Genomic DNA, 12,175 nt, shown 5'->3' with positions numbered 1-12,175 from the left:
AAATTATGACATTCACAAACAAGGATTTAAAAAACATGATCATCCCATTGTTCTTTGAACAATTATTAGTTATGTTAGTAGGTATTGTTGATACTTTTATTGTAAGCTTTGTGGGAGAAAGTGCGGTATCAGGGGTTTCACTTGTAAACTCATTTAATACAATCTTTATCTATTTGTTTACAGCTCTTGCATCGGGTGGGGCAGTTGTGATCAGCCAATATATTGGACGTAAAGAACAAGAAGCCACTAACCGTGCTTCAGGACAGTTATTGATGTTTTCTATTGTCTTCTCATTTATATTGATGATACTTGTCTTGATTTTCAATGAATCACTTTTAAGACTCTTATTTGGTCGTGTAGAGAATTCTGTCATGCAGGCTTGTATCACTTATTTAAGGATATCAGCTTATTCTTATCCAGCTCTCGCTATTTATAATGCAGGTGCTGCATTATATCGCTCTATGGCTAAAACATCTACAACTATGTATATTTCTATTGCATCTAATATTATTAACTGTATTGGAAACTGCATCGGTGTCTTTGTTTTACATGCTGGTGTCGCAGGTGTTGCTTATCCTTCACTGATTGCTAGAGTTTTTTCTGCAGTAGTGATCACATTCTTATGCTTCAATAAGACACTGACTACTTATTATGAAAAGAAGCATATACTTGTATTTGATGCTAAGATGTTGAAAAGAGTATTGAATATTGCGGTTCCTAATGGAATTGAACAAGGAATCTTTCAGTTAGTTAAAGTAGCCTTGAGTTCAGTTGTTGCTTTATTTGGAACTTATCAGATTGCAGCCAATGGTGTGGCCCAAAGTATCTGGTCACTTGCAGCCCTAGTGGGTGTTGCAATGGGACCCGTCTTTATTACAGTCATAGGACAGTGCATGGGAGCAAAGGATATAGATAATGCACATTATTACTTTAAGAAGCTGATGAAGATCACAGTTATCTTCTCTATTATATGGAATGTATTCATTCTTCTCATTACTCCACTATTCCTACAATATTATCAATTATCATCAGAAACTAAGCATCTAGTCTTTGTTTTGGTTATTATTCATAATATTTTTAATACGATTGCGTTCCCATTCTCTGGACCACTCTCTAATGGATTACGTGCTACTGGGGATGTTAAATATACAATGATTGTATCAATCTCGAGTACAGTCGTCGCAAGAGGAATACTTTCTATTATATTTGGTATCACATTCAATCTAGGTGTGATTGGTATTGCCTTAGCAATGTGTGCTGACTGGTCAATGCGTGCTATTATATTCCATTTACGTTATAAATCAGATAAGTGGACACAATTTAGTGTTATTTAGGAGGACTTTATGAAAGATTTAATTGTTGTATTCAGTTATTCTCATGGTAATACAATACATATAGCAAAAATGATTCAAAAGAAAACTGGGGCTGATCTAAAGGTAATAGAAACAATTCAACCTTATAGTGATGATTATGATGAAGTGGTAGATTTAGGCCTTAAAGAAGTAAAGAAAGGCTATGAACCACCTATTAAAGAAATCTCTATTGAAGGCTATGATCGTATTTTTCTAGGAACACCTACATGGTGGTATACAATGGCTCCGGCGATGAAGACATTTATTCATATGCACGATTTTAAAGGGAAAACTGTTATTCCTTTCATGACTCATGGAGGATGGCCAGGAAAAGTTATTAAGGATATGAAAAAAGAATTAAAGGATTCTATTATTCCTACATCAATAGAAGTTCAATTTGATTCCAATGGAGGAGATACTCTTATTACTTCTCTTGATACAATTGAAGAATGGATCAAACAACTATAAAGAGACACTTTGTCTCTTTTTTGTGTATAATAAACTAGAGGTGGTTATACATGCAGAAAATAATGATTGTAGAAGATGATGAAATTATTGCTTCTTCTATAAAAAAACATCTAGAAAAGTGGAATTATGATGTGTTTGTAGTCAATGATTTTGAAAATGTCTTAGAAGACTTTAGAAACTATGAACCATTACTTATATTATTAGATATCTCACTGCCTTACTATAATGGTTATTACTGGTGTCAGGAAATAAGAAAAGAATCAGAAGTGCCTATTATCTTTATTTCTTCTACAAGTGAGAATATGAATATCGTTATGGCAATGAATATGGGGGCAGATGATTTTATTAATAAGCCTTTTGACTTAACAGTACTCACAGCTAAGTTACAGGCAATACTTAGACGTACTTATTCATTTAATAAAACACAGAATGTCTTAAACTATCAATCACTCACTTTAGATTTATTAAAAGGTGTCATTAGCTATCATGAAGACTCTATAGAACTCACTAAAACAGAACTTAAGATCATGCAGATATTATTTGAACATGCCGGACAGATTGTCTCTAGAGATACAATCATGGAAGCTCTCTGGCAAAGTGAAGCTTTTGTAGATGATAATACATTAAGTGTAAATATTAATCGCTTAAGAAAGAAATTAGATGCTTTTTCTTTACCACAGCTTATTCATACAAAGAAAGGGATAGGGTATCAGTTATATTATGAAGACATACATTAAAGATCATTATCGTTTCTATCTTGTCTATTTAGTCATGATCTTCTTATTTGATCTCATTCTCTTATTATGCGATGTTTCTATTTCATTACTTTATTATCCTACCTGTCTATGTCTATTTTTTGTGATTGTTTATTTTGGTTATGACTATTACAAATATAACAACAAGATCAAAGCACTTAAGTATGCCTTGCATCTAAATCATATTTATTTAGAAAATATTCCGACTCCAGAGAATGCTTTAGAAGACTCTTATTATTCTCTTATAGAAAAGATTATCCAGGCTAATATTGTCCTTAATAATCAGAAGGATACAAGCTATCATGAATTATCTGATTATATGACACTCTGGGTTCATCAAATCAAGACACCGATTGCAGGACTAAGATTACTTATCCAATCAGGTGATTTATCTCCGAGACTACTTTCTATGCAGATATTACGTATTGAACAGTATGTGGATATGATGATGTACTATGTCAAGATGGGACATATGAATCAGGATTTAAAAATTGGCCATTATAAAATAGGGGATATAGTAAATGGAGTTGTCAAGAAACAATCCTTATTCTTTATTCATAAGAAGATTTCTCTTCAACTAGAAGAGCTAGACGAAGAAATAGTTACGGATGAGAAGTGGACTTCTTTTATTATTGAACAGGTTTTATCTAATGCCTTGAAGTATACTAAAGAAGGTTCTATTCGCATTTATATGAAGGGATATACATTATATATAGAAGATACAGGAATTGGTATCAAGAAAGAGGACTTGCCTCGTGTCTTTGAAAAAGGCTTTACCGGTACAAATGGACGTATTGATAAGAAGGCGAGTGGATTAGGCTTATATCTTGTTAAGAATATATGTGATACTTTGGGTTATCCTATTCATATAGAATCTATAATCAACCAAGGAACAACTGTTTCCATTTGTTTTGAGAAAAAACCTCTTATCGTAGAGTAACTTACAAAATTGTAAGATTAGAGACTTATTCTGTAAGGTGAATCAATGGCAGATATGTTTCAAAATAATTAAACTATAGTTGTAACGAAGGAGGAAAACATATATGTCATTATTAGAAGTTAAAAACTTAAAAAAAGTCTATACAACACGTTTTTCATCTCAGCAGGTCACTGCTCTGACTAATGTCTCTTTTTCAGTAGAAGAAGGAGAATATGTAGCGATTATGGGTGAATCAGGAAGTGGTAAGACAACACTTTTAAATATCCTAGCATCTCTAGATACACCAACAAGTGGAGAAGTATTACTTAATGGAGAAGATATTACTAAAATCAGTGAAAAGCATATTTCACAGTTTAGAAGAAAGAATCTTGGATTTGTATTTCAGGATTTCAACTTATTAGATACATTCTCTTTACGTGATAATATCTTTTTACCTTTAGTTTTGTCTAAAGAAAACTATGATGTGATGGAAACTAAATTGAATCACTTAGCACCACAGCTAGGTATTGAATCACTACTGGATAAATACCCTTATGAAGTATCAGGAGGACAGAAACAAAGAGCTGCTGTTGCAAGAGCTTTAATTACTCATCCTCAGATTATCTTAGCTGATGAACCAACAGGTGCTTTGGATTCTAAATCTACAGATGATTTATTGAATATCTTTGATCATGTCAATGAAGAAGGACAGACCATTGTGATGGTTACTCATAGTACCAAAGCAGCCAGCTTTGCGAAACGTGTCTTATTTATACGTGATGGACAGGTCTATCATCAGATCTATAAAAGAGATAAGACAAACGAAGAAATGTATCAGGCAATCAGTGATACACTTACACTACTCCAGACAGGAGGTAAGTAATTATGTTTTATTTAAAACTTGCTCTGACAAATATTAAAAAGAATGGAAAAATCTATTTTCCATATCTTATTACAAGTATCTTTACAGTTATGATGTTTTATTGTGTGAAGTTCTTAGGTGGAGATAATGGCCTAAGAAAAGACAGTGAATCAGCAGCCATGATGATGAGTCTTGGCGTGTATGTTGTGATTATATTCTCAGTCATATTCCTATTATATATAAATAGCTTCCTCATGAAGAATCGTAAGAAGGAACTTGGACTCTATAATATATTAGGAATGGAAAAGCGTCATGTGATGTTGATCATCTTTATTGAAACATTGATTGTTTATTTGATTTCTTTAGGGTTTGGTGTATTAACAGGTGTTTTATTTAGTAAGCTGATGATGCTTATTTTAGTGAAGATACTGGCTATTCATACATCGATTGTATTTAGTATTGATATGAATGCGATTTTGATCACAACTCTTCTCTTTAGTGTTATTTTCTTTGTCTCATTTATGATCAATGCAGCTTCTATTCGTTTCTCTAATCCAATCCAGTTATTAAAGGGTGGACAGGTTGGAGAAAAGGAACCAAAGACAAAGTGGTTGATGACTTTAATGGGTGTTATTACACTAGGTGCTGGTTATACAATTGCCTTGTCGATTAAAGATCCAATCACTGCCCTTGTCTTATTCTTTGTGGCAGTTGTACTTGTCATTATTGGAACATATGCACTCTTTACTGCAGGATCTATTGTGATTTTAAAACTATTAAAGAAGAATAAGAAGTATTACTATCAGACAAATCATTTCATCAGTGTGTCTCAGATGATGTATCGTATGAAGCAGAATGCAGTGGGACTTGCAAGTATCTGTATTTTATGTACATGTATTCTTGTCATGATTTCTTCTACATATACTCTTTATAGTGGCGTTTTTGATACTCTGAAAAAAAGTGTTCGTGCTGACTATAGTTATAAAGTAGGGAATATGGAAAAGGTGAATATGGATGAAGAAATCATCAACCTTGAAAAGGACATTAAAACATCTCTTGCTTCTAAAAATATCGGTATTTCTCGAATGGCTTCTTTAAAGTATTGTCAAGTATGGGCTTCTCAAAATGGAACAGTCTTTACTGCGCCAGGAGAAGGTGGTAATAATAAATTACTCACTATCCTAGGTATGACATTAGCTGATTACAATCGTATTTATAATCATCATGTCACTTTAAACGATCATGAAGTACTTTATAATTCTAATTATCATTTTAATCATGATTCAATGATGTTGAATAATCAATTGTATTCATTAAAGATGGTTAAGAATGATCCTTGGTTTGTGAAGGATGATATTTCGAATATAGATTCTGATAGTATCACATTTGTATTCAAGGATGATGCAGCTTTAAAACAGGCACTTACATTTGAACATCATTCTTCCCCTTCTTATTCTTATGAAATATTAGTGGATTATAAAGGTGGTTATTTCAATTCAAAGGCTGAAAAAGTCATGCGTAAAACAACAAAGAATTTCACTTTGAAAGTCAGTGAAAAGAATGATGGTGAAATCAGTTATTCTAATATGACTCGCTATGATAACTACCAGCTATTTAGTCAGATGTATGGTTCATTATTATTCTTAGGAATCTTTCTAGGTGTACTCTTTATGATGGCAGCCGTATTGATTATGTATTATAAGCAGTTATCTGAAGGCTATGAAGATCAGAAAAGATATGAAATACTACAGAACGTAGGATTGAGTAAAAAAGAAGTTAGACAGGCTATATCTTCACAGGTATTGATTTTCTTCTTCCTTCCTCTTGTAGTGGCAGTTATTCATATGTCCGTGGCTTATAAGATGCTCTTAAAGATGTTTAAGGTAATGATTCTTAATGCTCCTCAGACATTTATTGCATGTACTGTTGTCTCAGTGATAGTACTTGCTATTCTTTATACTATTGTTTATTTCTGTACAAGTCGTACATATTATAAAATTGTAAGAAAATAAAAAAAGGCTTTCGAGCCTTTTTTTAGTAGTTTAAGAAGTAATCGTTGATTGCTTTTTTATCTTTTGTGATTGTGAGAGAAAGCATTAATAGAATACGTGCTTTATAAGGGGATAGATTATTAGCTCCTAGACATACATGTTTAGGATCAAAATAATCATCCTGGAAGATAATACTGTTCGTTACACGGCTCGCACGTACAAAGATAATACCCTGATCAGATAATTCTTCAATACGTTGACGCCATTCCTTAGAATAGTTTCCGCTCCCTGTTCCGACAATTACAATACCTTCATTATTTTGTGCAAGGAAATCAAGAATATCAGGAGACGCACCTACATAGTAGTCGGCAATTGCGACATGAGCTAAATCTTTGATTGGTTTACGTGAAAAGATTGAATAAGTTGTATGTCTCTTTAATGGCTGAGAAGAGAAATAGACTTCATCATCCTTCATATAACCAAGATTGGCGAAAGCTCTCTGGTCAAAGGCATCAATCTTATAGTTACTGATCTTCTGGATATCTCTACCGGAGAAAATAGTACTTGAAAATAAGCACATTACACCACGACCCCAAGCTTCACTATGACTTGCAAGCATAATGGCCTGGAATAAGTTAAATGGTCCATCGGCACTTGTTGCAGTTGCAGGACGCATTGCACCTGTTAAAACAACAGGTTTTAATGTATTGACTGTTAAGTTTAAGAAGTAAGATGTTTCTTCCATTGTATCAGTTCCATGAGTAACGACAATTCCATCAATATCCTGCTGATCTGCAAGTTTATTAATATGTTCAGTTAAAATCAACCATCTTTGATCATCAATTTCATTAGAATCAACAGAAAAGAGATTATCTAAAACAATCTCAACACGATCTCTTATATCTGGAATAGAATCCAATACTTCATCTACAGAAATAGTACCTGCTTCATAATTTGTTGTTTTACCTGCAGCGCCACTTCCTGCAATCGTACCACCTGTCGCAATAATCGCAATTTTTTTCTTTTTCATAGTTTATTTACACCTCGTCAATAATTATATTTTAAACAAAACTTGAATGCAATAATCTCTATTCAGGGTGTTCTAGAATATGCTTCAATGTTTTAGAATCTGTTACAGAAACAATCCCATACTCATACTCAACAGCATTTTCTTCTTTCAATTTCTTCATAATACGTGATACAGTCACTCTATTCATATCTAAACATCCTGCAATATCTTCGTGTGTATAAGGAATGGATTTCTTTCCGTTATCTGTTTCAATAAGAAGAAAGTCAGCCACCTTTTGTGTACTATTATAGTTCACTAATCTTTCAATTGTATGTGTCAAATAGTTGCATGTAGAAGTCAGATGCTGAAGCATAAGGATCATGAGATCATTATTTTTCTGTAATATAGGCATCAAATCAGTAATATGACAACGGATGAATTCTACATCAGTAATCGTGGCCATATTCGCTTTACGTACAGAATGGTTTAAAAAAGAACCATCACCAAAAATACGTCCTTTCTTTAATACCTCCAAGGTAATTTGTTTTCCCTGTGAACTGCTTAAATAAGCACGTACACGTCCTTTGATTAAAAGATAGATATCATTTGCATCATCACTCTCATAAAAGATAACTGTCTTTGAAGGCAATACACAACGTTCACCTACTGATTCAAATAAATAAAAATAGTTTTCTGGAATAATGATATTCATATGTCCTCCATTGTAGCCTAGGCTACTGTCTTGTCTCTTTTTTCTATTATAATAGTTGAGGGTGATGAAAATGAAGGAAAAAGTATTATCAATGGTAAAAATCTTGGTTGGTGTCGCTTTGACTGATATAGCACTTGGGATGATTGTATTACCACAATCTTTCGCTGCAGGAGGCGTCACAGGTTTATGTGTTATTTTAAGTAAGATGATTCCATTACCAGTCTCAATTCTTGTATTAATTTGTAATGCGATATTATTTATATTAGGTTATATATTTATTGGTAAAGAATTCATTTTCAAGACATTGATTGTCAGCATTATCTTCCCATTTGGGTTAGATCTATGTCAGAAATATAATTTCTTAGCTGAAATGAGTTCTGATCCTTTAATGAGTGCTATTCTTGCAGGTGTCCTCATTGGGGCAGGGGTAGGACTTGTACTTTTAGGTGATGGTTCTTCTGGTGGTTTTGATATTATTGGTGTGATTTTACAGAAGTATTTCAAAGTCCCTGTTTCTATCGTTATGAATATATGTGATATTACAGTTATTTTGATTCAGGTGGCATCTAATCCCTTTATGAAGAATGTATACGGTATTCTTGCGATTATGATCTGTACTATAACAGTCAATAAAGTATTGGCATATGGTCAATCACAATGTGAAATCATGATTATGAGTCATGAATATGAAAAAATCAGAGAACGTATTTATAAAGAAATTGATGTTGGTCTCACTTTATTAAAAGCGGAAACAGGTTATTTAAGAGAAGATATGCAGGTGATACTTGTGGTCACACAGTATAAAAAGATTGCGACAATTAAGAAAATCTCTGTAGAAATAGATCCTACTTCCTTTGTTTTTGTGAGTGATGTTCATTCAGTCATTGGAAAAGGCTATACATTATCACGTTAAGACCTACGGGTCTTTTTCTTTTTGTGCTACAATAGATGCAGGTGATGAATATGTTAGAAGAATTAATGATGAAGATGATTGAATTTGACTGTGGAGATCCTAAGCGTATCCAGCATTTTATAAAGGTACATAGCTTCTCTAAATTAATTGGTGAAAAAGAAGGATTAGATGCACATACACTCTTTGTATTAGAAGCAGCCAGTATTTTACATGATATTGGAATACGTGTATCAGAAGAGAAATATGGCTTTCAAAATGGAAAACTGCAGGAACAGGAAGGTCCTGCACCAGCAAGAGAAATATGTGCTTCTTTAGGATTTAAAGAAGATGATATAGAAAGAATATGTTTCTTGATTGCCCATCATCATACATATACTGATGTAGATGGAATAGATTATCGTATCTTGTTAGAAGCAGATTTTTTAGTTAACGCATTTGAAGATAGTGTTTCTATAGAATCTATTCAGCATGCCAAAGAGAGTTTTTTTGAAACAGAAACAGGTAAGCATATATTAGATACAATGTTTAAGTCATAGTTTTTCTATGACTTTTTTGGAGGGTTATTATGTGTGGACGTTACTATCTAGATGAACAATTAAAATATGATTTAACAAGATGGGTCATTATTCCTGATGGACATACATTTCCTTATGGAGATATTCATCCGGGAGAAGAAGGCTTTATTATTTTGAAGGGTCATTATGGAGACTATAAGACATGGGGTTATCCATTAAATCAAAAACGTGTCTTTAATGCACGCATAGAAACAGTATTAGAAAAGAAGATGTTTAAAGAAGATGCAGTAAAAAGAAGATGTATTATTCCAATCAGTGGTTTCTATGAATGGGATAGAGCACATGCGCAATATCGCTTTACTAATAATCATATTCTTTATCTTGCAGGCATCTATCATGATGACTATTTCACAATACTTACAAAAGAAGCAGAAGACATCATGTCAGGAATTCATTCAAGAATGCCTGTCATTGTTTCATTTGAAGATATAGATTTATGGCTTGATGAAGGAAGAGTATACAAAAAAACCAAAGACGCTTTAGAAGTCCTTGGTTCTCATAAACAAATCTCATTAGATGATATCAGTGACATCAATCCATGATTCCTGATGGGCGTATTTTTCTAATTCTGGAATAGTGAGCTTAATAGCGCTATTAGGACTGCCACATGCTGGATAAACATGATCGAAACGTTCTAGAGACTCATCAAGATAAACTTTAATACCTTCCTTTAACCCAAAAGGACAAACACCACCTACTGGATGACCAGTTAAAGATTCTACTTCATCCCCATGAAGCATTTTAGCTTTTTTATGAAAGAATGATTTATATTTCTTATTGTCGATTCTTGCATCTCCGGCCATTACAATCACAATGACTTCATCTCCGACATGAAAAGACATTGTTTTCGCAATTTCCTGTTCCTTACAGCCAATAGCTTGTGCTGCAAGTTCCACAGTCGCACTTGATACAGGAAACTCTACAATATGTGTATCCATATTATATTGTTTGAAATAATTTCTAACAGAACTTAAAGACATAATAACTCCTCCTATCAACATACTAACTAGATATGTTTATAAGGATTATATCATAAAAGCTGAGCTTTTCAATAAACTCAGCCTTTATTTTCTTCTTGAATAGAAAGAATCAAAGCACCTAACAATCCATATTCCTTGAAATGTTCAATAAAGTGAATATTAGGAAGATATTCTTCTGGAAAGTATTTCTTTAATAATTCTTTTAACTCATGCTTGTTAGTGTATTTACATGATACGATCAATATTTCAGGATCATAGATAGAAATGACTGCAGCAGCCTGGTAGGCAAGGAATTTTAATTGTTCCTCTGGTGTCTTTTGAAATTGTTCTTTGTTAAATGGCAGATATTTGGCTTCTCCTGCTATCTTATGCGCTCCTTCTATTAATTGTCCTTTAAAAACAGAACCTATACCACAAGGACTCCCCATGGATGGCTGATAAAGAAATGAGATTGTCTGGTATTTATTCTGTGAAATATAATAACCAGATACAAGGGTATTGACATCATTAAATAAATAGAAACGTTTATTTGGATAACGTTTATTAAGTGGTCCTAAGACATTGATTCTTTGTTTATGAAAGTCCATATAACCATCTCGAATGATTCCCGGAAGACTAATTCCAATAATAGGAATATCTGGATGAAAGAGTAATACTGTATCAAGGATATCAAAGAGGTCATTCACTTGAAAATCAAACTTAACGACTTCATTATCTAATAGTGTTTTGTTGTTTGGGTCAAAAACACGATAAATCATTCTTGTGCGATGACTTGTGCGTACTGTTGCGATGGTTAAAATCTTTGTCTGGTGAGGCACTGGACGACTAATGACAGGCAAACGAGCTGTGGCTGGATGACGACGAGACGATAAATGTTCATCTAAGAATTCTAATAATGCGCCTGCATCATATTTTGCGAATATTGTAGAAGGAATAGTCAGTACTGTCTTCTTTTTAAAGCATGTTTCTAGTTTTGTCTTTTTAGAACTCACCTGTGGTGCCACAAGAATCACATCATAATTCTTCGCAATATCATAGAGTTCATGATAAGCAATTGCATCAAATTCATAATTCTTAGATAAAAGTGTAGTTGCTTCATTGAGTTGTGCGGCAAACATACCTGTTGTGAGACCGCTTGTACATGTTAAAAGAACACGAATAGGAGGTTCATTGATCAATTGTTTAACACATTGAAGCATTTCTTCATATAAAGAAATGGCATGACTCATAGTATGCATTTGAAAATGAAGATAGAAGTCTATTTTATCAGTGACAAGATTTGTGACTGATAATTCAATCAGGTTATGGTCATTAAATACTACTTCGGCATGACAATAAGGAGTTGTAAGAATAACTTTTTTACTTTCTTCTTTAATATCACAGCCCTCGATAGACTGAATGAGAATCCATTCCTTGAATAATAATGTATGTATATCTCTTAAAAATTCATCCATGATAATCACCTCAACAATAGTATATCAAAACAATACACCAATGAGATATTTTTTAATATATTGAAAAAAGATGATGGATTCTTGTCAAAATAGTTTTGAAAAGATAATCAGAATTAGAAAATAATGTTTCTTTTTTTATGGTTGTACTATAATACTAAAAAGAGATTACATTATAATCATATTAA

General features: G+C 33.0%; 13 protein-coding genes. 9 read left to right on the top strand and 4 right to left on the bottom strand.

Going from position 1 to position 12,175, the window contains the following annotated elements; all coding sequences use genetic code 11:
• Nucleotides 1-5 precede the first annotated feature (5 nt).
• The 6 genes from QVO42_RS03795 (at nucleotide 6) to QVO42_RS03770 (ending at nucleotide 6,368) form a co-directional block, all read left to right on the top strand.
• Nucleotides 6-1,334: an MATE family efflux transporter gene (locus QVO42_RS03795; RefSeq protein ID WP_022424847.1), complete on the top strand. Its 1,329-nt coding sequence runs from the start codon at nucleotides 6-8 to the stop codon at nucleotides 1,332-1,334.
• Between the two features lie 9 nt (nucleotides 1,335-1,343).
• Nucleotides 1,344-1,820 (top strand): flavodoxin, encoded by a 477-nt coding sequence (locus QVO42_RS03790; RefSeq protein WP_006505581.1) that lies wholly within the window; start codon nucleotides 1,344-1,346, stop codon nucleotides 1,818-1,820.
• A 50-nt stretch (nucleotides 1,821-1,870) separates the two neighbouring features.
• Complete coding sequence (locus QVO42_RS03785) at nucleotides 1,871-2,557, top strand: response regulator transcription factor (RefSeq protein WP_006505582.1); 687 nt, start codon at nucleotides 1,871-1,873, stop codon at nucleotides 2,555-2,557.
• A complete protein-coding gene (locus tag QVO42_RS03780) occupies nucleotides 2,541-3,515 on the top strand; it encodes a sensor histidine kinase (RefSeq protein WP_022424846.1) in 975 nt (324 codons plus the stop codon). Before QVO42_RS03785 ends, QVO42_RS03780 begins: the two co-directional genes overlap by 17 nt.
• A 103-nt stretch (nucleotides 3,516-3,618) precedes the next feature.
• On the top strand, nucleotides 3,619-4,377 hold the full coding sequence (locus tag QVO42_RS03775) for an ABC transporter ATP-binding protein (protein ID WP_022424845.1): 759 nt from the start codon (nucleotides 3,619-3,621) through the stop codon (nucleotides 4,375-4,377).
• A 2-nt stretch (nucleotides 4,378-4,379) separates the two neighbouring features.
• On the top strand, nucleotides 4,380-6,368 hold the full coding sequence (locus QVO42_RS03770) for an ABC transporter permease (protein WP_022424844.1): 1,989 nt from the start codon (nucleotides 4,380-4,382) through the stop codon (nucleotides 6,366-6,368).
• Between the two features lie 22 nt (nucleotides 6,369-6,390).
• Here the strand turns inward: QVO42_RS03770 and QVO42_RS03765 are convergent, their stop codons facing one another.
• Both QVO42_RS03765 and QVO42_RS03760 read right to left on the bottom strand, forming a co-directional pair.
• Entirely contained in the window at nucleotides 6,391-7,377 is a 987-nt protein-coding gene (locus QVO42_RS03765) for an asparaginase (protein WP_022424843.1), read from the bottom strand.
• 58 nt (nucleotides 7,378-7,435) lie between these two features.
• Entirely contained in the window at nucleotides 7,436-8,068 is a 633-nt protein-coding gene (locus QVO42_RS03760; RefSeq protein ID WP_022424842.1) for a Crp/Fnr family transcriptional regulator, read from the bottom strand.
• A 70-nt stretch (nucleotides 8,069-8,138) separates the two neighbouring features.
• Here QVO42_RS03760 and QVO42_RS03755 point away from each other — a divergent pair, with 70 nt between their 5' ends.
• From QVO42_RS03755 to QVO42_RS03745, 3 genes are read left to right on the top strand one after another with little or no spacing between them, the layout of a single operon-like run.
• Complete coding sequence (locus QVO42_RS03755; RefSeq protein ID WP_022424841.1) at nucleotides 8,139-8,981, top strand: YitT family protein; 843 nt, start codon at nucleotides 8,139-8,141, stop codon at nucleotides 8,979-8,981.
• A gap of 50 nt (nucleotides 8,982-9,031) precedes the next feature.
• On the top strand, nucleotides 9,032-9,517 hold the full coding sequence (locus QVO42_RS03750; RefSeq protein WP_022424840.1) for an HD domain-containing protein: 486 nt from the start codon (nucleotides 9,032-9,034) through the stop codon (nucleotides 9,515-9,517).
• 29 nt (nucleotides 9,518-9,546) lie between these two features.
• A complete protein-coding gene (locus tag QVO42_RS03745) occupies nucleotides 9,547-10,098 on the top strand; it encodes an SOS response-associated peptidase (protein ID WP_022424839.1) in 552 nt (183 codons plus the stop codon).
• Here QVO42_RS03745 and QVO42_RS03740 read toward each other — a convergent pair.
• Nucleotides 10,069-10,536: a YbaK/EbsC family protein gene (locus tag QVO42_RS03740; protein WP_022424838.1), complete on the bottom strand. Its 468-nt coding sequence runs from the start codon at nucleotides 10,534-10,536 to the stop codon at nucleotides 10,069-10,071. The two genes, QVO42_RS03745 and QVO42_RS03740, sit on opposite strands and share 30 nt — an antisense overlap.
• Before the next feature lie 77 nt (nucleotides 10,537-10,613).
• On the bottom strand, nucleotides 10,614-11,990 hold the full coding sequence (locus tag QVO42_RS03735) for a PTS Lactose/Cellobiose specific IIB subunit (RefSeq protein ID WP_022424837.1): 1,377 nt from the start codon (nucleotides 11,988-11,990) through the stop codon (nucleotides 10,614-10,616).
• Between the last annotated feature and the right edge of the window lie 185 nt (nucleotides 11,991-12,175).

The organism is Catenibacterium sp. CAG:290, assembly GCF_000437715.1.
GTDB classification, from domain to species: domain Bacteria; phylum Bacillota_I; class Bacilli_A; order Erysipelotrichales; family Coprobacillaceae; genus Catenibacterium; species Catenibacterium mitsuoka_A.
This window is presented reverse-complemented; position numbering and strand designations above follow the sequence as displayed.

What these genes read in the sequence shown, in the direction of transcription:
- QVO42_RS03775 (WP_022424845.1), top strand. Translation starts at nt 3,619, where the DNA reads ATGTCATTATTAGAAGTTAAAAACTTAAAAAAAGTCTATACAACACGT.
- QVO42_RS03785 (WP_006505582.1), top strand. Translation starts at nt 1,871, where the DNA reads ATGCAGAAAATAATGATTGTAGAAGATGATGAAATTATTGCTTCTTCT.
- QVO42_RS03780 (WP_022424846.1), top strand. Translation starts at nt 2,541, where the DNA reads ATGAAGACATACATTAAAGATCATTATCGTTTCTATCTTGTCTATTTA.
- QVO42_RS03755 (WP_022424841.1), top strand. Translation starts at nt 8,139, where the DNA reads ATGAAGGAAAAAGTATTATCAATGGTAAAAATCTTGGTTGGTGTCGCT.
- QVO42_RS03765 (WP_022424843.1), bottom strand. Translation starts at nt 7,377, where the DNA reads ATGAAAAAGAAAAAAATTGCGATTATTGCGACAGGTGGTACGATTGCA.
- QVO42_RS03740 (WP_022424838.1), bottom strand. Translation starts at nt 10,536, where the DNA reads ATGTCTTTAAGTTCTGTTAGAAATTATTTCAAACAATATAATATGGAT.
- QVO42_RS03760 (WP_022424842.1), bottom strand. Translation starts at nt 8,068, where the DNA reads ATGAATATCATTATTCCAGAAAACTATTTTTATTTATTTGAATCAGTA.
- QVO42_RS03790 (WP_006505581.1), top strand. Translation starts at nt 1,344, where the DNA reads ATGAAAGATTTAATTGTTGTATTCAGTTATTCTCATGGTAATACAATA.
- QVO42_RS03750 (WP_022424840.1), top strand. Translation starts at nt 9,032, where the DNA reads ATGTTAGAAGAATTAATGATGAAGATGATTGAATTTGACTGTGGAGAT.
- QVO42_RS03745 (WP_022424839.1), top strand. Translation starts at nt 9,547, where the DNA reads ATGTGTGGACGTTACTATCTAGATGAACAATTAAAATATGATTTAACA.
- QVO42_RS03735 (WP_022424837.1), bottom strand. Translation starts at nt 11,990, where the DNA reads ATGGATGAATTTTTAAGAGATATACATACATTATTATTCAAGGAATGG.
- QVO42_RS03795 (WP_022424847.1), top strand. Translation starts at nt 6, where the DNA reads ATGACATTCACAAACAAGGATTTAAAAAACATGATCATCCCATTGTTC.
- QVO42_RS03770 (WP_022424844.1), top strand. Translation starts at nt 4,380, where the DNA reads ATGTTTTATTTAAAACTTGCTCTGACAAATATTAAAAAGAATGGAAAA.